The organism is Gordonia liuliyuniae (genome assembly GCF_021738805.1).
Taxonomy (GTDB): Bacteria; Actinomycetota; Actinomycetes; order Mycobacteriales; family Mycobacteriaceae; genus Gordonia; species Gordonia liuliyuniae.
Genome location: NZ_JAKKOR010000009.1, coordinates 93,826 through 115,068 on the forward strand (window position 1 = coordinate 93,826; position 21,243 = coordinate 115,068).

The 21,243-nt window shown below is 68.1% G+C and carries 23 protein-coding genes and 1 pseudogene; 3 read left to right on the forward strand and 21 right to left on the reverse strand.

The features are described from left to right. Positions 1–176 precede the first annotated feature (176 nt). From L5G33_RS12255 to nadA, 15 genes are all read right to left on the reverse strand, one after another. A complete protein-coding gene (locus L5G33_RS12255; protein WP_236998468.1) occupies positions 177–848 on the reverse strand; it encodes a TIGR02234 family membrane protein in 672 nt (223 codons plus the stop codon). After that, positions 845–2,368 (reverse strand): anthranilate synthase component I, encoded by a 1,524-nt coding sequence (locus L5G33_RS12260; RefSeq protein WP_236998469.1) that lies wholly within the window; start codon positions 2,366–2,368, stop codon positions 845–847. Before L5G33_RS12260 ends, L5G33_RS12255 begins: the two co-directional genes overlap by 4 nt. Then, entirely contained in the window at positions 2,365–2,544 is a 180-nt protein-coding gene (locus L5G33_RS12265; RefSeq protein WP_236998470.1) for a tautomerase family protein, read from the reverse strand. The genes L5G33_RS12260 and L5G33_RS12265 overlap by 4 nt, the downstream gene beginning before the upstream one ends. Before the next feature lies 1 nt (position 2,545). Further along, positions 2,546–2,914, reverse strand: coding sequence for a phosphoribosyl-AMP cyclohydrolase (gene hisI, locus L5G33_RS12270; protein WP_236998471.1), 369 nt, complete (start codon positions 2,912–2,914; stop codon positions 2,546–2,548). A gap of 34 nt (positions 2,915–2,948) precedes the next feature. Next, on the reverse strand, positions 2,949–3,734 hold the full coding sequence (hisF, locus tag L5G33_RS12275) for an imidazole glycerol phosphate synthase subunit HisF (RefSeq protein WP_236998472.1): 786 nt from the start codon (positions 3,732–3,734) through the stop codon (positions 2,949–2,951). After that, positions 3,731–4,585, reverse strand: a complete 855-nt coding sequence (locus L5G33_RS12280; protein ID WP_236998473.1) for an inositol monophosphatase family protein — start codon at positions 4,583–4,585, stop codon at positions 3,731–3,733. The genes hisF and L5G33_RS12280 overlap by 4 nt, the downstream gene beginning before the upstream one ends. After that, positions 4,582–5,328 carry a bifunctional 1-(5-phosphoribosyl)-5-((5-phosphoribosylamino)methylideneamino)imidazole-4-carboxamide isomerase/phosphoribosylanthranilate isomerase PriA gene (gene priA, locus L5G33_RS12285; protein WP_236998474.1) on the reverse strand — a complete coding sequence of 249 codons (747 nt, stop codon included), beginning with the start codon at positions 5,326–5,328 and terminating at the stop codon, positions 4,582–4,584. The genes L5G33_RS12280 and priA overlap by 4 nt, the downstream gene beginning before the upstream one ends. Positions 5,329–5,333: 5 nt before the next feature. Further along, on the reverse strand, positions 5,334–5,615 hold the full coding sequence (locus tag L5G33_RS12290; protein ID WP_236998475.1) for a hypothetical protein: 282 nt from the start codon (positions 5,613–5,615) through the stop codon (positions 5,334–5,336). Next, a complete protein-coding gene (gene hisH / locus L5G33_RS12295; RefSeq protein ID WP_236998746.1) occupies positions 5,616–6,248 on the reverse strand; it encodes an imidazole glycerol phosphate synthase subunit HisH in 633 nt (210 codons plus the stop codon). It lies immediately after the preceding gene. Between the two features lie 28 nt (positions 6,249–6,276). Continuing rightward, positions 6,277–6,918, reverse strand: coding sequence for an imidazoleglycerol-phosphate dehydratase HisB (gene hisB, locus L5G33_RS12300; RefSeq protein ID WP_236998476.1), 642 nt, complete (start codon positions 6,916–6,918; stop codon positions 6,277–6,279). A gap of 2 nt (positions 6,919–6,920) precedes the next feature. After that, a complete protein-coding gene (locus L5G33_RS12305) occupies positions 6,921–8,039 on the reverse strand; it encodes a histidinol-phosphate transaminase (protein WP_236998477.1) in 1,119 nt (372 codons plus the stop codon). Next, on the reverse strand, positions 8,036–9,358 hold the full coding sequence (hisD, locus tag L5G33_RS12310; protein ID WP_236998478.1) for a histidinol dehydrogenase: 1,323 nt from the start codon (positions 9,356–9,358) through the stop codon (positions 8,036–8,038). Before hisD ends, L5G33_RS12305 begins: the two co-directional genes overlap by 4 nt. Before the next feature lie 261 nt (positions 9,359–9,619). Beyond that, entirely contained in the window at positions 9,620–10,072 is a 453-nt protein-coding gene (locus L5G33_RS12315; protein WP_236998479.1) for a GNAT family N-acetyltransferase, read from the reverse strand. A 122-nt stretch (positions 10,073–10,194) separates the two neighbouring features. Further along, on the reverse strand, positions 10,195–11,091 hold the full coding sequence (gene nadC, locus L5G33_RS12320; protein WP_236998480.1) for a carboxylating nicotinate-nucleotide diphosphorylase: 897 nt from the start codon (positions 11,089–11,091) through the stop codon (positions 10,195–10,197). Continuing rightward, a complete protein-coding gene (gene nadA / locus L5G33_RS12325; RefSeq protein ID WP_236998747.1) occupies positions 11,088–12,098 on the reverse strand; it encodes a quinolinate synthase NadA in 1,011 nt (336 codons plus the stop codon). The genes nadC and nadA overlap by 4 nt, the downstream gene beginning before the upstream one ends. Before the next feature lie 242 nt (positions 12,099–12,340). On the opposite strand from nadA, the gene L5G33_RS12330 reads away from it, so the two are divergent. Further along, on the forward strand, positions 12,341–13,018 hold the full coding sequence (locus L5G33_RS12330) for an NUDIX hydrolase (protein WP_265742854.1): 678 nt from the start codon (positions 12,341–12,343) through the stop codon (positions 13,016–13,018). 123 nt (positions 13,019–13,141) lie between these two features. On the opposite strand, the pseudogene L5G33_RS12335 reads toward L5G33_RS12330, so the two are convergent. The 6 genes and pseudogenes from L5G33_RS12335 to L5G33_RS12360 all read right to left on the reverse strand — a co-directional run. Next, a pseudogene (locus L5G33_RS12335) lies at positions 13,142–13,753 on the reverse strand (DUF2567 domain-containing protein); the annotation flags it as partial. After that, entirely contained in the window at positions 13,654–13,914 is a 261-nt protein-coding gene (bsaP, locus tag L5G33_RS12340; RefSeq protein WP_236998481.1) for a biotin synthase auxiliary protein BsaP, read from the reverse strand. The pseudogene L5G33_RS12335 and the gene bsaP, both read right to left, overlap by 100 nt. 58 nt (positions 13,915–13,972) lie before the next feature. Further along, positions 13,973–15,007 carry a biotin synthase BioB gene (gene bioB / locus L5G33_RS12345; RefSeq protein ID WP_236998482.1) on the reverse strand — a complete coding sequence of 345 codons (1,035 nt, stop codon included), beginning with the start codon at positions 15,005–15,007 and terminating at the stop codon, positions 13,973–13,975. 150 nt (positions 15,008–15,157) lie between these two features. Then, positions 15,158–15,865, reverse strand: a complete 708-nt coding sequence (gene bioD / locus L5G33_RS12350) for a dethiobiotin synthase (RefSeq protein WP_236998483.1) — start codon at positions 15,863–15,865, stop codon at positions 15,158–15,160. Continuing rightward, positions 15,862–17,010, reverse strand: coding sequence for an 8-amino-7-oxononanoate synthase (locus tag L5G33_RS12355; protein WP_236998484.1), 1,149 nt, complete (start codon positions 17,008–17,010; stop codon positions 15,862–15,864). The genes bioD and L5G33_RS12355 overlap by 4 nt, the downstream gene beginning before the upstream one ends. Beyond that, positions 17,007–18,287 carry an adenosylmethionine--8-amino-7-oxononanoate transaminase gene (locus L5G33_RS12360; RefSeq protein ID WP_236998485.1) on the reverse strand — a complete coding sequence of 427 codons (1,281 nt, stop codon included), beginning with the start codon at positions 18,285–18,287 and terminating at the stop codon, positions 17,007–17,009. Before L5G33_RS12360 ends, L5G33_RS12355 begins: the two co-directional genes overlap by 4 nt. 135 nt (positions 18,288–18,422) lie before the next feature. On the opposite strand from L5G33_RS12360, the gene L5G33_RS12365 reads away from it, so the two are divergent. Together L5G33_RS12365 and L5G33_RS12370 are read left to right on the forward strand one after the other, a co-directional pair. Continuing rightward, on the forward strand, positions 18,423–18,986 hold the full coding sequence (locus L5G33_RS12365; protein ID WP_236998486.1) for a TetR family transcriptional regulator: 564 nt from the start codon (positions 18,423–18,425) through the stop codon (positions 18,984–18,986). A 97-nt stretch (positions 18,987–19,083) separates the two neighbouring features. Next, positions 19,084–21,231 carry an acyltransferase family protein gene (locus L5G33_RS12370; RefSeq protein WP_236998487.1) on the forward strand — a complete coding sequence of 716 codons (2,148 nt, stop codon included), beginning with the start codon at positions 19,084–19,086 and terminating at the stop codon, positions 21,229–21,231. Positions 21,232–21,243: the final 12 nt, after the last annotated feature.

The following is a 21,243-nucleotide window of genomic DNA, read 5'->3' on the forward strand; positions in this document are numbered from 1 at the left end:
ATGTGAATGCCTGGACGCTGTCAGCAGCGTCTCTATGGTCGGCATGGGAACTCGGCTGTTGGTTGAACCGAGTGACTTCGACGTTACCCGCTGGCCTGCCCGCTGGCCAGGGACTGGAGAACCGAGGGAAGAGCCTAGGGCACCAGGCAAAGAGATTAGGGAGCCAGGCGAAGGAACTACGGGCGTTCGTCGGTGGGATCCACCCCGTTGTCCAGCGAGTCCCACAGGAGGCGTTCATTGCCGTCGGACTCCGTCTCCTCGCCGCGAGCCGCGCGCTCGCGTTCGGCGAACACCTTCTTCTCGAGCTCCTCACGGCGCGCGGCCGGAGAGGTGTACTTCGACGACATGCCGCCCGCCGTCGCGCCCCGCATCATGAGGACCGCGGCGATCGCCGCACAGACCGCTCCGACGAGCAACAGGTAGGCCGGAGTGTTCGACGTCAGGATCACGCGAACGTCGTACTTCGGGTCCAGATCGATGGCGTCGGCCGCGAACATATTGTTTTGGCCGTTGTTGATCAGCGAGATCGCCGGAACCGCTGACAGAACCGCGGCGAGCGCGAGAATGAGTGCGACGAGCCGGAGCACCCATCCGCTCACCGCGAACTGCGCGACGATGCCGGCGACGAACAGCAGCGCCACGGCTACCAGCCATGGGCTCCAGTCCGAACCGTTGACATCGAAGGTGCGCGGGACGCCGAGCCCATCTTCGGCGATGACCTCCGCCCATCGCATCCGGGACACGGTCCACAGAACGATCGCGGCGATCGCCAGTAACAGTCCGGCGATCCCCTGCCTACGGCGGCCGCCCGACCTCGAGCCTCCGGTGGCCTGCTCGCTGTCGGTCATACCCGATCCTCTCCGCCGACCCTGGTCACGGTGCCGGCTGCGGCGACCGCGTTGAGTACCGCCGTCGCCTTGTTGCGTGCCTCGTTGAACTCGTATTCGGCATCGCTGTCTGCGACGACGCCGCCGCCCGCCTGTACGTAGGCCGTACCGCCGGACATGAGGGCGGTGCGGATGGCGATCGCGGTGTCGGCGTCGCCCGCGAAGTCGAGGTACCCGACGATGCCGCCGTATAGGCCGCGACGCGTGAGCTCGTGCTCTTCGATGATCTGCATCGCCCGGACCTTCGGCGCGCCGGTCAGCGTCCCCGCCGGGAAGCAGGCGGTGACCGCGTCGAGCGCCTGCCTGCCGTTCCGGAGACGACCCGACACGGTCGACACCAGATGCATCACGTGACTGTAACGTTCGACCCGTCGGTAGTCGGTGACGCGAACGGTGCCGGGCTCGCACACCCGCCCCAGATCGTTGCGGCCGAGGTCCACGAGCATCAGATGCTCCGAGTTCTCCTTCTCGTCCTCGAGCAGGCCCTTCGCGAGAAGCTGGTCCTCCTCCTCGGTGGTGCCACGCCAACGAGTGCCTGCGATCGGGTGCGTCGTCGCCACACCGTCGGCGACGGTGACAAGAGCCTCCGGCGACGACCCGACGATCGTGAACGGATCACGTTCGACGCCGGGTACCCGCACGAGATACATGTACGGACTCGGGTTCGATGCGCGCAGCACGCGGTACACATCGATCGGGTCGGCGTCGGTGTCGACGGCGAACCGCTGCGACGGCACCACCTGGAACGCCTCCCCCGCCTCGATCGCCTCGACCACGTCGTCGACGATCCGCGAATACTCGTCGAGCGTGCGCTGCGAAGTGTAGTCGGGGGTCGGCCGCTCGAACGTCGAGACCGTCGACGGCGCCGACGCCGCCAACGCCGCCGTCATCACGTCGAGTCGGCCGACCGCGTCCGCGTACGCCTCCTCGGCCCGCTCGTCCGAACCGTCCCAGTTGATCGCGTTGGCGATCAGCGTGATGGTGCCCTCGTGGTGGTCGAACGCGGCCAACTCGGAGGTCAAGAGCCAGAACATGTCCGGCAGGCCGAGATCATCGTCGGTGATCGACGGCAGACGTTCGAGTCGTCGAACGAAGTCGTAGGCCATGAACCCGACGAAACCCCCGGTCAGCGGCGGCATGTCGGCGAACGCCTCAGTCTGCAGCAGACGGAGCGACTCAGCGAGCGCCGCCAGCGGGTCACCGCCCACGGGCGCGCCCGCCGGGACGGTCCCCCACCAGTGCGCCTGATCGTCGACGACCGTCAGACCCGACGAACCCGCGCCGATGAACGACCACCGCGACCACGACTGCCCATTGGGCGCCGACTCCAGCAGGAACGTCCCGTCCCGGTCGCCGGCCAGCTTGCGATACGCCGACAGCGGCGTCTCCGAGTCGGCGAGCACCTTCCGGGTCACCGGGACCACCCGGTGGGCGGCCGCCAGGTCGAGGAACTCCGCCAGCGACGTCGTGTGCGCGCTCATCCGAGCGGTTCCCCGCCGACGCCCCACTGACTACGCGGAATCTCGGTGATCGTCACCCACACCGAGTCGGGATTCTTACCGGTCGCCTTGGCGTATGCCTCGGTCACCGCGGCGATCGTCTCGCGTTTGACGGTGTCCGACAGCCCCTGAGTCTGCGAGATTTGAATGAGCGGCATGTCAACGCCTTTCGTCGTCGGAGACCGAGTCGGCGAAGGCGAGCGACTCGGTGTCGAAACAGCTGTGGTTTCCGGTGTGGCAGGCGGGACCGACCTGGTCGACGACGAGCAGCAGTGCGTCGCCGTCACAGTCGAGACGGACGTCGTGGACGTACTGGGTGTGGCCGCTGGTCTCGCCCTTCACCCAGTAGTCCTGTCTGGACCGCGAGAAATAGGTGCCCTGACGAGTGGCGAGCGTGCGTTCGAGCGCTTCATCGTCCATCCACGCCATCATCAGGACGATACCGGTCTCGCGTTCCTGTGCGATGGCCGCGAACAGCCCGTCCGGGCCGCGTTTGAGTCGCGCCGCGAGCTCTGCGGGCAGTGCCATGGGAGGCTCCTTGGTCGAGAGAATGTATGAACGGTCAGCGGACGGTGATGCCGTCTGCGCGCATCGCGTCCTTGACCTGACCGATGGTGAGGTCGCCGAAGTGAAAGACCGACGCGGCCAGGACCGCGTCAGCGCCCGCGTGGACGGCAGGCGCGAAGTCGTCGGCCGTGCCTGCGCCTCCGGATGCGATGACCGGGATAGAGACGGCCGCGCGGACCGCGCGGATCATCGCCAAGTCGAAACCGTCTTTGGTGCCGTCGGCGTCCATCGAGTTGAGCAGGATCTCGCCGACGCCCAACTCGGCGCCGCGCGCGGCCCACTCGACAGCGTCGATGCCGGTACCGCGCCGACCACCGTGCGTGGTGACCTCCCAACCCGACGGCGTCGCTTCGCTCCCGGCGCCCTGCCTATCGGGCACCGTCCTCGCGTCGACCGACAGGACGATGCACTGCGAGCCGAACCGGCGACTCATCTCGTCAAGCACGTCGGGACGAGCGATCGCCGCGGTGTTGACGCTGACCTTGTCGGCACCCGCCCGCAACATCGCGTCGACGTCGTCGACCGTGCGGATACCGCCACCGACGGTCAACGGGATGAAGATCTGGTCGGCGGTCCGGCGAACCACGTCAATCATCGTCGACCGACCCGAGCTCGATGCGGTCACGTCGAGGAATGTCAGTTCGTCCGCGCCTTCCGCGTCGTAACGCGCCGCGAGTTCCACCGGGTCGCCGGCATCCCGCAGATTCGCGAAGTTGACGCCCTTCACCACTCGGCCGTCGTCGACGTCCAAGCACGGGATGACACGCACCGCCACACTCACTGGTCCACCTTGCTTTCAATCGTGTCGTCCCCGGCCACACCGCTGTCGGCGATGACCTCGAGTAGTTCTGCATGAAGCTGCGGATCGCCGGTCACCAGCGACCCCGAGCCGACCCGCCACGGCTGCCCGTGCACATCGGTCGCCACACCGCCCGCGGCACGTACGAGTGCGGTGCCCGCCGCGTTGTCCCACGCGTGATAGCTGAACGACACTGCGCCGCCGAAGATTCCCGCAGCCACGTACGCCATGTCGGTACCGGTGGAACCGGTCATCCGCAGGCGACGGGCCCGGTGACTCAACGCCGAGTACAGCGCCGCCCGACCGGTCCCCGGGTACCGTCCGCCCGACCGCACGTTGAACGCGCCGCAGCCGATGACCGCCGACGACAACGGTCCGGGTTCAAGCCGCGGAGTCTGCTCCCCGTTCACCGTGAACGACTGCCCGACGATCCCCGTGTAATGCTGGTTCAGCAAGGGCAGCCGGGTGATGCCGAGGACCGGTTCACCGTCGACGGCGAGAGCCAGCAGCATCGCGGCGACCGGCAGGCCGACCGAATAGTTGAAGGTGCCGTCGATCGGATCGAGGATCCAGACCGGTCCGGAGTCGGCGGCGGGACCGCCGTACTCTTCGCCGTGCACCCCGATCCCCGTCCGATCGACGAGTTCGGCCCCGATCCGACGCTCCAATGACAGGTCGACGTCCGTCGCGAAGTCGTCGCCCTTCTTGCGCACCGACCCGGGCGAGCCCAGACCGTGGACGAACTCGCCGACCACCGAGCCGAGGATGCCGTCGGCGACGCCGAGCAGACGCGGCAGGTCGATGTCGGCTGCGGAAGCGGGCACAGTGGTCACTTCGTCGCGGACACCGCGGCCAGCGCTTCGGGCAACGTGAACCGGCCCGCGTACAGCGCTTTGCCGATGATCGCTCCCTCGACTCCGAGGTCGGTCAGTTCGGCGATCGCGACCAGGTCGGCGACCGTCGACACGCCGCCCGAAGCCACGACGGGCGAATCGGTCGCGCGCGCCACCTGCGCGAGCAGTTCCAGGTTGGGCCCGCTCAGCGTGCCGTCCTTGCTCACATCGGTCACCACGTAGCGGGCGCAGCCGTCCGCGTTGAGGCGCTCCAGCGTCGTCCACAGGTCTCCGCCGTCGGTCACCCAGCCGCGGCCCCGCACGCGCCACGCTTCACCGTCGCGCAACACATCGAGGCCAACGGCGATCTGGTCGCCGTATTCGGCGATCGCCCGGGCACACCACTCGGGGTTCTCGATGGCGGCCGTCCCCAGATTGACGCGCGTCGCACCCGTCGCGAGCGCCGCTTCGAGCGTCGCATCATCACGGATGCCGCCCGACAACTCGACCTTGACATCGAGTTCGCCCGCGACCTCGGCGAGCAGCGCACGGTTCTCGCCGCGACCGAACGCCGCGTCCAGATCCACCAGGTGAACCCACTGTGCTCCGCCTGCCTGCCACGCCTGAGCGGCGTCCCGCGGCGAACCGTACGAGGTCTCCGACCCCGCCTCACCCTGGACCAGGCGAACCGCCTGCCCGTCCACGACGTCGACCGCAGGGAGCAGTTCGAGAGTCTTACCCATTGCTTTCAGTTTCCCGCTTCCTCATCGCGTGCCGCCGCGCGGGCACGCCGTTCGTCTATCTCGGCCTGCACACCGGACATCATCCGCCTCGACACCAAGGCGATCGCCGCGACCACCCCGACCACCGCGACGAGCGCGACAATGAGAGCCGCAGTCGGCGACACTTGCGCGACGAACAGGATCACGATCGCCGCGACGATGATCACCCCGGTCGCAGCGCCGAGCGAGTACGCCACCATCTTCCCGAACGAGAAGTCGGCAGCTGCCGGTCGTCTGGTCCCCGCCATCTACAAGCTCCCGATCCAGTTGGTCAACAGTTGCGCCCCCACGTCACCTGACTTCTCCGGATGGAACTGGGTGGCCGACAGCGGCCCGTTCTCGACGGCGGCCAGGAACCGACCACCGTGATCGGACCAGGTCAGGAGCGGCGGAGCGATCTTCGATCCCGTCGAATCCATCGTCCACTCCTGCGCCGCAAACGAGTGAACGAAGTAGAAGCGCGCGTCGTCGTCGATGCCCGCGAACAACGTCGAGTCCTCGGGCGCCTGCACCGTGTTCCATCCCATGTGTGGCAGCACATCGGCCTGCAGTCGCGTCACCGATCCAGGCCACTCGCCGCAACCGGGCGTCTCGGCGTCAAACTCGACACCGCGGTCGAACAAGATCTGCATACCGACACAGATGCCCAGGACGGGGCGTCCACCGGCGAGCCGGCGACCGATGATCCGGTCGCCGCGCACCGCGAGCAGACCCCCCATGCACGCCTCGAACGCACCGACACCGGGAACCAACAGCCCCTCGGCGTTGAGCGCGGTGTCGAAGTCGGACGTGATCTCGACGTCGGCGCCCGCACGCTCCAGCGCTCGCTGCGCCGACCGGAGATTTCCCGACCCGTAGTCGAGCAGCGCGACCTTCCGCATCACAGGTCACACCCAGCAGTCACTCGGCTCATAGTGTCCCCTTCGTCGACGGCACACCGCTCACTCGCGGATCCGGTTCGACGGCTTCACGCAGCGCACGGGCGACGGCCTTGAACTCGGCCTCGGTGATGTGGTGCTGGTCGCGACCGTACAGAACACGCACGTGCAGGGCGATGCGCGCGTTGAGGGCGATCGACTCGAAGACGTGGCGGTTGATGACCGTCGAATACGACGTGTACGGGCGGTCGCCGCCGGAGTAGCCGCCGATCGTGGCGGTCAGCAAGTGCTCTGGTTCGCCGGTGTGCACGATATACGGTCGTCCAGAGACGTCGACGATCGCCTGGGCGAGCGTCTCGTCCATCGGGATCCACGCATCGCCGAAGCGGCGGATGCCCTTCTTGTCGCCGAGCGCCTGCCCGATCGCCGTGCCGAGGACGATCGACGTGTCCTCCACCGTGTGGTGGGCGTCGATCTCGATGTCGCCCTTCGCGTGGACCGTCAGATCGAAGCTGCCGTGCGCGCCGAACGCCGTCAGCATGTGGTCGAAGAACGGCACCCCGGTGTCGATGTCGGTGACGCCGGTGCCGTCGAGGTTGATCTCCACGACGATCGACGACTCACGCGTCGTCCGTTCGACGCGAGCGATCCGATCCTGGCCTGCATTGCTCACACTTACTGCTTTCGCTCGGTGGCGGCCAGCTTCTCGCTGACCGCCAGGAAGACGTCGTTCTCGGCGGGCAGTCCAATCGTCGCACGCAGCCGCCCCGGGATGCCCACATCTCGGATCAGCACACCGTCGTCGAGGTATCGCTGCCAAGTCGCGGGAGCATCCGCGAACTCGCCGAACAGGACGAAGTTGGCATTCGACGGGCTCACGTCGTACCCCATGTCGGTGAGTGCGGCCACGACCCGGACGCGTTCGGCGACGAGTGCGGCCACCGAGTCGAGAGTCTCGACGCTGTGGCGCAATGCGGCGCGCGCTGCCGCTTGGGTGATCACCGACAAGTGGTATGGCAGACGCACCAGCAGCAGGGCTTCGATCATCGCGGGCGCTGCGGCCAGATAACCGAGTCGGCCGCCCGCGAACGCGAATGCCTTACTCATGGTGCGCGAGACGATCAGCTTGTCGCCGTACTCGTCGAGGAGGCCGACCGCGCTCGGCTCGTCAGAGAATTCGGCGTACGCCTCGTCGACGATCACGATGCCGGGCGCCGCGCGTACGACGGCGGCGACATCGGCTGCGGCGAGACTCTCCCCCGTCGGGTTGTTCGGCGACGTCACGAAGACGACGTCGGGACGGTGTTCGGAGATCGCGGCGATCGCGGCGTCGATGTCGAGACGGTAGTCGTCGGCGCGGTGCGCCGGGATCCACGTCGTCTGCGTGCCGTCGGCGATGATCGGATGCATCGAGTACGACGGGACGAAGCCCATAGCGGTGCGGCCCGGGCCGCCGAACGCCTGCAAAACCTGCTGGAGGATCTCGTTCGAGCCGTTCGCCGCCCACAGGTTATCGACAGTCAACGCGACCCCCGTCGCGCCCGATAAATACGCGGCGAGATCGGTGCGTAGGTCCACGGCGTCCCGATCCGGGTAGCGGTGGAGTTCCTCGGCCGCGCTGCCGACGGCTTTCGCGACGTCATCGACGAGCGCCTGGCTCGGCGGGTGCGGATTCTCGTTGGTGTTAAGGGCCACCGGGACCTTGAGCTGCGGCGCACCATACGCCGACTTGCCGCGAAGGTTCTCGCGCAGCGGAAGGTCGGCGAGGGTGAACCCGGAGCCGGGCGCGCTCACCGGTCGCCCGCGAATCGTGCAGTAACGGCTTCGCCGTGCGCGGGCAGGTCCTCGGCGTTCGCGAGGGTGACGACGTGGCCTGCGACGCCTGCGAGCGCGTCGCGGTCGTAGTCGATCACGTGGACGCCGCGCAGAAACGTCTGCACGGACAGTCCGGACGCGTACTTGGCCGATCCGGTGGTCGGCAGCACGTGGTTCGATCCGGCGCAGTAATCGCCGAGGCTGACTGGAGAGAACGCACCGACGAAGATGGCACCGGCGCTGGTGATGCGGTCGGCGACCGCGGCCGCGTCGCGCGTCTGGATCTCAAGGTGTTCGGCGGCGTACGCGTCGACGACGGCGATGCCGACTTCGAGGTCGTCGACGAGGACGATGCCCGATTGCTTGCCCGCGAGAGCCTCCCGCACCCGCTCGGCGTGCTTGGTGGCGTTCGCGGCGTCGTCGACGGCTGCGTCGACCGCGTCGGCGAACGATGCGCTGTCGGTGACCAGTACCGACGCCGCGAGGACGTCGTGCTCGGCCTGGCTGATCATGTCGGATGCGACGATCGCCGGGTCGGCGGAGTCGTCGGCCAGGATCGCGATCTCGGTGGGTCCGGCCTCCGAGTCGATGCCGACGACACCGCGCACCAGACGCTTGGCGGCGGTCACGTAGATGTTGCCCGGACCGGTGATCAGGTCCACCGGATCGAGGATTCCGCCGTCGGTATCGGTGCCGCCGTAGGCGAGGAGCGCGATGCCCTGCGCACCGCCGACCGCCCAGACCTCATCGACGCCGAGCAGCGAGCACGCGGCGAGGATCGTCGGGTGCGGCCAGCCGCCGAAGTCGGCCTGCGCGGGCGAGGTGACGACGAGGGAGCCGACGCCCGCCTCCTGTGCGGGAACGACGTTCATGATCACGCTCGACGGGTAGACGGCGTTGCCGCCCGGCACGTAGAGGCCGACGCGACGGACCGGAATCCACTTCTCGGCGACCGTCCCGCCGGGAACCACCTGGGTGACGACGGTCTGTCGTCGCTGCTCGGCGTGGACGAGTCGTGCTCGGCGGATCGACTCCTCGAGTGCCGCGGTGACATCGGCGTCGAGGCCCTCGCGAGCCTGCGCGATCACGTCGGCGGGGACCCGCACGCCGGCCGGCCGGATCTTGTCGAACTGCTCGGTGTAGTCGAGCGCGGCGCTCGATCCATGCTCGGCGACCGCTTCGACGACCGGTGTGATGCGAGGCAGCACGGCGTTGACGTCGGTTCCGCCACGGGGCAGCGCGCGACGCAGTTCACTCAGCGTCGGGACCGTGCCCCGCAGGTCGGTACGGGCAAGCATGGGTATCTCCACTCAAGGTCTGCAGATTGGGCTCCCACCAGGATATGCGGTGGGCGCAAACCGTTTGCGGTCGCCTCACACGATGCGAGTCGACTTCGCGGGCACAAACCTCACAACCTCGACCCGATCCGCCCGGATCTACGGCTCTGGGTCCATATAGGTGAGAGTTGTGCCGGAGCGGTCAGACGATCCGTTCGTCCGGGTGAGCGTGGCCCGCCCGACGATGCCGTGCGCGCGGCGCTCACCCCCGGCTCAGTGCCCTCACTCGGCGGGCGCCGCCGGTCGACGCATCGGCACGTGCGGGACCCCGTCTTCGACGAACTGCGGCCCGACGACGACGTACCCCCACCGTGCGTACATGTCCCGCAGATGGGCTTGGGCGTCCAACACGCTCGGCCGGTCCCCGATCTCGGCGACGACCGCGTCGAGGATCGCACTGGTCAATCCGGTGCCGCGCAGCTCGTGGCGGGTGCAGACACGTCCGATGCGCAGCTCGCTCCGTCCGTCTGCGAGTCCGTCAACGAGAAGGCGAGCCGTCGCGACCGGCGAACCGTCGGGATCTGCACACCAGAAGTGGATCGTCGACGGCTCGGCGTCGCGCCCGTCGATCTCCGGATACGAACAGTTCTGCTCCACGACGAATACGTCGACACGGAGTCGGAGGATTCCGTGGAGCGTCGCGGGGTCGAGGTCGGCGAGCGGTCCTGAGTGCACGTAGTGGGCCACGACTCCTATGATGCCGAAGTCCCAGCACGATCGTTGCCGATGGCGCGATGGCCGACGGTTCGCAAAGGGTGATACGACGGCAAACGGCATGTCGCGTTCACACAACGACGTCACATGTCGAGGCCGAAGTCGAGCACGGTCACCGAATGGGTGAGCGCGCCGACGGCGAGGTAGTCGACACCGGTCCTCGCGTAGTCCATGGCGACCTCGAGCGACAGTCCGCCCGACGATTCGAGCTTTGTCTCGGGCGCCGTCGCATCCCTGCGTTGCACCGCCATCTGCGTCTCCCACGGCTCGAAGTTGTCGAGCAGCACGAGTTGCGGATTCAACGGAAGCACCTCGTCGAGTTGGGTGAGGGAGTCCACCTCGACCTCGACCGGGACGTCGGGGGCAACAGCACGGACAGCTTCGAGCGCCTGCGCGACTCCCCCGGCAGCGACCACGTGGTTGTCCTTGATGAGCGCGGCGTCGCCGAGGCCCATGCGGTGGTTGACACCGCCGCCCGCACGCACGGCGTACTTCTGGAGGGCGCGCATGCCCGGCAGGGTCTTGCGGGAGTCACGGATCTTCGCGGTTGTCCCGTCGACAGCGTCGACCCATGCCGCCGTGGCAGTGGCGACACCGGACAGGTGGCACAGGAGGTTCAGCGCCGTGCGTTCGGCGGTCAACAACGCACGGGCCGGCGCCGTCAGCGCGAGGGCGACGGTCCCCGACTCCACACGGTCGCCGTCGTCGATGCGCGCGGTCACCTCGTAGCGACCGGAGCCGATCACTTGATCGAAGACCGCGAGCACAACGGGTAGGCCCGCGACCACGCCGTCCTGACGCGAGACGATCCGAGCCTGGGCGACGTCGTCCTCGGGCACCGTCGCCAGCGACGTGATGTCCGGGCCGTACCGGAGGTCCTCGATCAGCGCGGTCCGGATCAGCGCCAGGAGATCCTCCTCCGCGACGTCGAGGACGAGTTGGCTTGCCGTCGTCTCGTCGCCGATGAACGTCCCGGTCATTCGCCGCCACCCGGGTTGCCGATCGCGATCATCCGCTCGACTGAGGCACGCGCACGGTCGGCGACGTCGGGCGCAACCCTGACCTCGTCCTTGCCTTCGCTGAGGCACCGCAGCAGCGCGGCCGGCGTGATCATCTTCATGTACGGGCAGGCGGCACGCGAATTCACGGCCTGGAAGTCGACCTCCGGCGCCGCCTTCCGCAGCTGGTGCAGCATGCCGACCTCGGTCGCCACCAGCACCTGCTTCGACTCGGTGGCTTTCGCCGCGTCGATCATGCCGCCCGTCGACAGGATCTGCACCCGGTCCTGCGGCACGGTGCCCTCACCCGCGAGGTAGAGGGCGCTCGTCGCACATCCGCACTCCGGGTGGATAAACAGGGCCGCGTCCGGGTGCGAGTCGACCTGATCGGTCAACTCGTCACCGTTGATGCCTGCGTGGACATGACATTCGCCCGCCCAGATGTGGATGTTGTCGCGTCCGGTCTCGCGCTTGACGTGGGCGCCGAGGAACTGGTCCGGCAGGAACAGCACGTCGCGGTCGGGGTCGATCGATGCGACGACGTCGACCGCGTTCGACGACGTGCAGCAGATGTCGGTGAGACCCTTCACCTCCGCCGTTGTGTTCACGTACGACACGACGAGCGCGTCCGGGTAGTCGGCCTTCCAGTCGCGCAATTCGTCCGCGGAGATCGAGTCAGCCAGCGAACAACCCGCACGCTCGTCTGGGATCAGGACGCGTTTCTCCGGACTGAGGATCTTCGCGGTCTCGGCCATGAAGTGGACGCCGCAGAACACGATCTCGTCGGCGTCGACCTCGGCCGCGATACGGGACAGGGCCAGGGAGTCGCCGACATGGTCGGCGATGTCCTGAATCGCGGGCAGCTGGTAATTGTGCGCGAGGATGGTCGCGTTGCGCGCCTTCGCGAGCCGCTTGATCTCGGCCGCCCAGGCAGCGTCAGGCTCGACGCCCCCGTACGCGGCAGGGATTCCGTGGCGCGGGTCGGGCATCCCGAGATCGGTCTCGGTACGGGTGATGACAGTTCCAGTTGTCATGGCGGGAACTCCAATTCGCAGCGTCCGGCGTCGACTGGGCTGAGTCGACGCACTAGATCCGACGGTTTCCGATCTATGGTCGATAACCTCGTGGCCATCGTATCACTCAGCGGTGTGACCCTGTTCTCACCGGTGTGGCCACCCGACGCGCCCGACCGTCGAATCACCCCACGAACGGCCGACATAGACTCACTGCCATGGCCGAATCCGTGCGTGTGGAAGTGCTGACCGCAGTGTTCCAAGTCCGCGAGTGCGACGACGCCGGTCACACACTCCATGTGCTCCTCGCTCGCCGAGACGAGGAATGGTCACTGCCCGGAGGTGCAATCGGCGACCGCGACACCCTCTCCACGGCCGCGCAACGTCACCTCGCCGAGCAAGCCCGGCTCACGCGCGTCGCGCATCTCGAACAGCTGTCGGTGTTCTCCGACCCCGACCGCGTCCCGGAAACGCGAACCATCGCATCGACGTTCCTCGGTCTGGTCCCCCGCGACATCCCCACCGACGCGACGTCCAACGACGCGGCCTGGGTGAACGTGACCGCGTTGCCGCCGCTCGCATTCGACCACGCCCAGATCGTCCACCAGGCTCGACGCCGACTCGCCGCGAAACTGTCGTACACGAACATCGCGTTCGCGCTCGCGCCGGGAACCTTCTCGATGTCGGAGCTGTCCGAGATCTACGGCTCCGCGCTCGGCTACACGGTCGACGCCACCAACCTGTTACGGATCCTGTCGAGGCGCGGGGTGGTCGTGGCCACCGGCACCGTCGGACGCACCGGTCGGGCCGGCGGGCGGCCACCCAGCCTCTATGCCTTCGCCGACGCCAGCCTGCGGGTGACCGACGAATTCGCCACCCTGCGGCCGCCACTCTGAACTCTCCGTCGACGGCGTGGCCGCCGGACGATTCGTAGCGGGATGACTCGTCGCGGCCGCGCCCTGGAACGACCAGTCTGGCGTCGGGACGTCCGGCCGCAGTGTCGGATTCTTCGCCGTGAGCACACAGAGGAGGTAGACGAGGACCGCGGTGGTCGGCGCGCAGACCACCAGCAACCAGGGCGGGGACACATCCGAGTCGAACCACAGCCGGACCGTCAACTCATAGTCGCCCGGCACGTTCTCATCCAGCGCCGGACGCACCGCCTTGGCGATCCGGGTACCGATGTCCATCGCGAGCCCGGACGAGACGATCGCGATCACCGTCGTCAACAACAGGCCTGGCACACCGCGCATGGACCGCAGGCCGAACCACGACGCCAACGCCAGGACGACGCCGAGGCCGAACGCGAGGAACGCGAACGTGGCGACCCCACCGAACAGGTTCGCCGCTGCACCCTCACCGAACTGTGCTTCGCCCGGTGCGGTGACCGTCGCAGTCACCGTCGGCGACAACCACACCCACAATGCGCCGACCAGCACAGACAGCGCAAGCACGACGACGATGAAGATGACCGGTTCGCGATAGCGGACGGCTGACGACGGTGCCAGCCGGGACGGTGACTCTGCGAGTGTCATCGTCGACCGAGTTCCACCGAGTCGATGGTTCCGTGACGGGAGCATCGCGCGCCCCACCCGTCCGGGACGATCTGTACGACCATGCGGCGACCGCATTGCCCGCAGAACCGCGGCGGCTCCAACCCGAGGCAGGCGGCCGCCGGGACGGCGTCGTCGGTCTGCAGGTCGAGTTCGACACCCGTGTAGACGCCGTACTTGAGCGGCTCAGCGAGTGGTCCCGGAACCACTCGGGTTCCGATCGAGTCCATGCCGATCATCTAATGCCTCCTGTCGACGCCGGTCGCGACCACGACGGTACACCCCGCCCCGTGGTCGTCAGATCGTGTCATTGAGCACCTTTATGGGCATCGACAGGTCAGCCAGCAGATCGAGGTCGCTCTCCGCGGGACGGCCCAACGTCGTCAGATAGTTGCCGACGATGACGGCGTTGATGCCTCCGAGGATGCCCTGTTCGGCTCCGAGGTCGCCGAGTGTGATCTCGCGTCCGCCCGCGAACCGCAGGATGGTGCGCGGCAACGCGAGTCGGAACGCGGCGACCGATTTGAGGGCCTCGGACGCAGGCAGGACGTCGAGATCGCCGAACGGCGTGCCCGGCCGCGGGTTGAGGAAGTTCAACGGCACCTCGTCCGGTTCGAGAGCGGCGAGGTCGGCGGCGAACTCGGCCCGCTGTTCGAGAGACTCCCCCATCCCGAGGATGCCGCCGCAGCACACTTCCATCCCGGCGTCGCGGACCATGCGCAGCGTGCCCCACCGCTCCTCCCAGGTGTGGGTGGTGACGACGTTCGGGAAGTGGCTGCGCGCGGTCTCCAAGTTGTGGTTGTAGCGGTGCACCCCCATCGCCGCGAGCTCGTCAACCTGCTCTTGGGTCAACATGCCGAGGCTGCACGCGATCTGGATGTCGACCTCGTTGCGGATCGCTTCGATCCCCGCCGCGACCTGGGCGAGCAGCCGTTTATCCGGTCCGCGGACGGCGGCGACGATGCAGAACTCGGTGGCTCCGGTCTTGGCGGTCTGCTTCGCGGCCTCGACGAGCGACGGGATGTCGATCCATGCGCTCCGGACGGGCGATGCGAACAGCCCCGACTGGCTGCAGAAGTGGCAGTCCTCCGGGCAGCCACCGGTCTTCAGCGAGACGATGCCCTCGACCTCCACCTCCGGCCCACACCAGCGCATCCGAACGTCGTGGGCCAGCGCCAGGATCTCGGTGAGTCGGTCGTCGTCGAGGCGCAGGACCGACAGCACCTGCTCCTGGTCGAGTCCGATGCCGCGTTCGAGCACCTGCTCTCGCGCGATGTCGAGAATGTCGGCGGTCTGCGACGCGGAGCCCTGCGGCTGTTCGGTGGTGGTCACTGGTCGATCTCCTGTCGATAGGCTGATTGATCGCCTGTCAGTTCGTGACGGGCGGGCGGTTCTTGACGGCCGGGTGGTTCATGACGGCCGGGTGGTTCATGACGGCTGGGTGGTTCATGGCGGCGAGACGGTTCATCACAGCTAGACGGTTCATGGATCGCCTCGCCGCCGACGACGGTCGCCGACGACGATCGCCGATATCCACCCGGGCGCAGAACGCTGGAAGTCGGTCGGGGTGCGCGATCCCGCGCCGGCCGGCACGACCCCGATGACCGGCACACCGGTGAGCCGTTCCAGGTCCGCGCGATTGCATGCCGTCGCCAGATCCGGTTCGACTGGCCAGGACCCAATGACGAGTCCGGCCACCGCGACGGCCGCGCGCCCGAGCTCACGGATGGTGAGCTCGGTGTGGTTGAGAGTGCCGAGTCCGGCGTCGGCGACGACGACGACCGGTGCGTCCAACTCTCGGGCGACATCGACGATCGTCAGGTCCGGAGCGAGCCGAACCAGGATGCCACCCGCGCCTTCGACGATCACCAGATCGCAGTCGGACGCGAGTTCGCCGACCGCCGCACGGACCGCGTCCATGCTCAGGAAGGGCGTCGACGCCCGGAGCGCGGCCGTCTCCGGTGCAAGGGGGTCCGGATAGCGGACCGGTTCACGGGTCGGCAGGTCGCCAACGAGACCGACGACGGTGGCGAGGTCTCCGCGCTCACCTCCGGTGACGCCGGTCTGCGCGGGTTTGCACACCCCCACGCGCAGGCCCGCTGCACGGGCGGTCGCCGCGAGGGCGGCGACCGCGATGGTCTTGCCCACGTCGGTGCCGGTTCCGGAGACGATGAGGATGCGGGCGCTCATCGGGCCGCGACCTCACTCGAGCAGCGCGCGGTGTCCAGCGCGGCGTGGACGACCGCGGCCACGGTGTCGATCGTCGCGTCGTCGAGGTCGGCGCGCACGGTGAGACGCAGCCGTGAGGTCCCGTCGGGCACCGACGGCGGGCGGAAGCATCCGACGAGGACTCCTCGATCTCGGCAGAAGGCGGCCGCGGCGACGGCGTCGACCGGGTCGCCGACGATGAGCGAGACGACGGCCGAGTCGGGTGCCGGAGCGTTCAGTGCGCCAGCGAGCCGCTCAGCGTTGCGTCGTAGACGCAGCGGCAGTCCCGGGTCGGCGACCAGGACTCGGAGCGCGGCATGTGCGGCGCCGACGGCCGCTGGGTTGAGGCCGGTGTCGAAGATGAAGGTCCGCGCATGATCGATCAGGTGGTCGCGCAGCAGGCGCGATCCCGCGACCACTCCGCCTTGCGCGGCGAGCGACTTCGAGCAGACGGCGGTCACCACCAGGTCGTCCGCGCCAGCCAGTCCGCTGTCGGCCACGACACCGCGACCGCCCGGCCCGCGGACGCCGATCGCGTGCGCCTCGTCGACGAGAAGCATCGCGCCGTGCTCACGGGCCGCCGCAAACAACTCGCGCACCGGAGCCAACCGTCCGTCAACGCTATACACCGCGTCGGTCACGACCAGCGCGCGCCGCTCGGCGCGCTGCGCGAGTACCCGCCGGACGGCGTCGTGGTCGCCCCGGTCGACGACCACGACACGAGCCCGCGACAGCCGGCATCCGTCGATCAGCGAGGCGTGGGATCCGGCGTCGCTGACGATGAGATCGCCACGTCCGACGAGCGCGGTGATCGCGCCGACGTTCGCGAGGTACCCGGACGAGAACAGCAGCGCCGCGTCCGTACCGAGGAAACGGGCGACGTCGTCCTCGAAGTCGAGGTGGGCCTGTGTCGTCCCGACGACGAGGCGCGACGACGTCGACCCGGCGCCCCACGTGTCGATCCCGGCGTGGGCGCCCGCGATCACCGCGGGGTGTCGGGACAGACCGAGGTAGTCGTTGGACGCGAGATTGATCCCGCTCGCGTGCGATCGGCGTGCGATCGGTGTTCGGTGCAGACCGGCCGCGACCGTGCGTTCGGCGACGTCGGCGAGCCATGCGGTGCTCATACGGCCTCCAGAGTCGCGTGGACGCCTGCGGCGATTCCCGCGGTGACGGTCGCGAGATCGGCGTCGTCGATGACGAACGGCGGCATCGTGTAGATCATGGTCCGGAATGGCCGCAGCCAGACGCCTGCGTCGAGGACGGCGTCGGTGGTCGCGCGCATGTCGACCGGCCGATCGAGTTCGACGACGCCGATCGCCCCGAGCACCCGGACGTCGACGACGCCGTCGACGTCGGCGAGCCCGGTGAGCCCGGCGCGCAGCCGGGCCTCGATCTGCGGGATGCGTCGGCGCCAGTCCGACGCGGCCAGCACCTCCAAGGACGCGCACGCGACCGCGCAGGCCAGTGGGTTCGCCATGAATGTTGGCCCGTGGGCGAGACCACCCGCTTCGCCTCGGCTGATGACGTCGGCGACCGCATCGGTCGTCAGCGTCGCGGCGAGCGTCAGGTATCCACCGGTGAGAGCCTTGCCGACACAGAGGATGTCGGGCGCTATCCCGGCGTGGTCGACGGCGAACAATGCACCGGTCCGGCCGAAACCGGTCGCGATCTCGTCGCAGATCAGGAGCACGTCGTGGGCGTCACACAACTCCCGCAGTGCACGGACCAGACGCGGATCGTGAAAGCGCATGCCGCCGGCACCCTGGACGACGGGTTCGATGATGACGGCGGCGAGCCGATCGCGGTGCCGGGTCAACGCGTCGTCGACGAGCGCGACGTACCCCTCGTCGTAGTCGACGGGCGGCGCGGGCACGAACACCTGCTCGGCGATCACGCCGCGCCACATGGCATGCATGCCGCCGTCCGGGTCGCACACGCTCATCGGCGCGAACGTGTCGCCGTGGTAGCCGCCGCGCCAGGTGAGGACACGGTTGCGCATCGTCCGCCCGAGGCTCCGCTGATACTGGACGGCCATCTTGATGGCGACTTCGACGGACACCGACCCGGAGTCTGCGAAGAACACCTTGGTCAACGACTCGGGGGTCAGGTCGACGAGCGCGGCGGCCAGTCGCGCGGCGGGCTCATGGGTCAGACCGCCGAACATGACGTGTGACATCTTCCGCAGTTGGTCGGTCGCGGCCGCGTCGAGCACCGGGTGTCGGTAGCCGTGGATCGCCGCCCACCACGAACTCATGCCGTCGATGGCGGTCGTTCCGTCGGCGAACGTCAGGCGCACGCCGGACGCCGATTCCACGACGCGGGGCGGCGTCGTCGCGGGGAAGCCGCCGTACGGATGCCACACGTGATCGGCGTCGATCGTTTGGATGGTGGCCTGATCCATACCGTCCTCCTCGCCTGCTCCCCGTCACAGCACCGTGCCGCAATCCTGAACACTGTACAGGTGAACCTGTACGACGTACAGGACGGGCGTGTTCCGTGTACCGGACGACGTGTTCGAGGCGGCTACCCTGGCCGAGTGAGCAACTCCCGGTCCGACGTCCTCGCCGCCGCGCGCGCCATCCTGGCCGAGCACAGCCTCGCCGACCTGACCATGCGGCGGCTGGCCACCGACCTCGGCGTCCGACCGAACGCGCTCTACTGGCATTTTCCGAATAAGCAGACAATGCTCGCCGCCCTCGCCGACGACATCCTCGATGCAGTAGCGGTGCCGGCGGAAGGCTCCGCGCCCGAACGGATCCGACGTGTCGCGACCGCCATGCGCGCAGCCCTGCTCGCCGTCCCCGACAGTGCCGAGATCGTGTCGTCGGCGTGGGCGTCCGGACTGTCGACCAGATCGACGGTCGAGACGATAGTCACCGTCGCCAGCGACGGTGGGCTCGACGAGCGGACCGCGGCGGGCGTCGCGACCGCTGTCTGCCAGCTGACGATCGGGCTCACCATCGAGGAGCAGACGCGCACCCAGATGGAGCGCCTCGGAGTCACCGGGCCGTCGGGTCGTGACTTCGACGGTGAGTTCGAGGACGGTCTCGACGTCATCGTGTCGGGTGCGCACGCGCGGACCACTCTCACCGCCGATTAGAGGTCGCCGATTAGAGGTCGCGCCGCCCGGTTGAGTAGATTCATCAGTCGTTCATGAAGAAGGACGCGATTGTCCGCCGACCGAAACGACCGAGACCGTGGCAGCCACCGACCCGACGCCTGATTTGAGGCCCGTATATCGCACAGACCTGGACGGCCTGCGCGGTGTCGCGATCGCCCTCGTCGCCTGCTTCCACATCTGGTTCGGCAAGGTCTCCGGCGGCGTCGACGTCTTCCTCACCCTGTCGGGCTACTTCTTCATCGGCTCGCTGCTGCGGCACGCGATCGCATCCGCCGACCCGGTCGCGTCGTTTCGCGACACCTTGAACCCGTGGCCGCGCCTGTCACGTCTGCTGCGCCGCCTGCTGCCCGCACTGGTCACTGTGCTGATCGGCGTCGCGATCCTCACAGTGACGATGCTGCCGCAGACCCGGTGGGTCAACGTCGGCCGAGAGATCATCGCGAGCGCCCTCTACTACCAGAACTACTATCTCGCCTGGAACTCGCAGGACTACCTGGCTGCAAGTTCGGCGAACAGCCCGCTGCAGCATCTGTGGTCGATGTCGATGCAGGGCCAGTTCTTCGTCTCGGCCATGTTGTGCGGGCTGGTGCTCGCCGCGCTCCTCAAACTTCTCGGCACCGTGCTGCGCGCGTTCACTCGACCCGCTGTGATCCGCGCCGTGTTCGGCGTCGTCGTCGCACTGGTGGCCGCCGCTTCGTTCACCTATGCGACCATCCAGCAGGGCATCAACCAGCCGTACAACTATTACGACACGCTGGCGCGCCTGTGGGAGCCGCTCGTCGGCGGGCTCCTGGCGATCTGGATGCCGCGGGTTCGCGTGCCGTCGTCGCTGCGCAGCTTCGTTACCGTGGGCGCGCTCGCCCTCATCGTCTCGTGCGGCTGGTGGCTCGACGGCGTCGCCGAGTATCCGGGGCCGATGGCCTGGATCCCGGTCGGTGCGACGCTGCTGATCATCGCCTCGGGCGGCGGCCCGGGAACGCTGCCGTCCGCCAACCGGATGCTCGCCTCCCGGCAGGGCGTCTGGTTGGGCAACCTGGCGTACGCGCTGTACCTGATCCACTGGCCGCTGCTCATCTTCTATCTGAGCTACGTCGAGTCCGACGACGCCTCGATCGTCGCCGGGACGTGCATCCTCGCCGTCTCACTCGGGCTGGCGTGGCTCACCAAGCGGTACATCGAGGATCCGTTGCGGGGTGGTCAGCGGTCACCGCTGACCACCCGATACTGGCCCGGACATCCCCGGATCCGGTACGCCGCCGTCCTCACTGTGCTCCTGGTGCTCGGCGCCGCGTGCGTGGGCACCGGCGTGAAACTGTGGGAACGGCACATGTCGACCGTCGCCGTCGACACCACCGAGCTCGACCCCCACCTTTATCCAGGCGCCCGCGCCTGGGCCGACGTCCCGGTGCCCGCCCTGGATCCGCAGCCCACTCCGCTCGCCGCAGAGTTCGACCTCGCGCCGACAACCGCAGACGGTGTGATGGCCGACTTCACGGACCTCGACTTCCACGTCGGCGTCTACGGCGACCCGACTGCGACGCGGACTCTCGCGGTCGCGGGCGGATCGCATGCCGAGATGTGGGTTCCCGCCCTCGACATCATCGGGAAACGCAACGGCTTCAAGGTGACCACCTATCTGAAGATGGGCTGCCCGCTCACCCTGGAGGAGACTCCGACTCGCAGCGACGGGACGCCCTACCCCGAATGCGCGCAGTGGGTCCGCACGGTGCTCGACGAGCTCGAACGTATCCGACCCGACGCCGTCTTCACCAACTCGACCCGCCCGAACCCCGACGGCCGCGCCGACTATGTGCCGCCCGGCTACCTCGAGGTGTTCGACGAACTGACTGCTGCGGGTCTGCCTGTGGTCGGCGTCCGCGACACGCCGTGGCCGCACCGCGACGACGGGCAGCCGATCACGACACCCGGATGTCTGGCCGCGGGCGGCGATGCACAGAGTTGCGGCTCGAACCGCGCGTACTCCCTCGCCCCGCACGACCCGATCGCCGACTACGCGCGCGGCAATCCCCTGATGTTCTCCATCGACCTGTCCGACAGCGTCTGCGACGACACGTTCTGTCCAGCCGTCGTCGGTAACATCATCGTCTACAAAGACTATGACCATTTGGGAGCTACGTACGTCCGCAGCCTGAGCAGCGCTCTTTCGCAGCTGCTGGCGCAGGAACTGCCCTGGACCGGACCCCCGTTCGGCCCGTTCGACTGACCGGGCGACCCC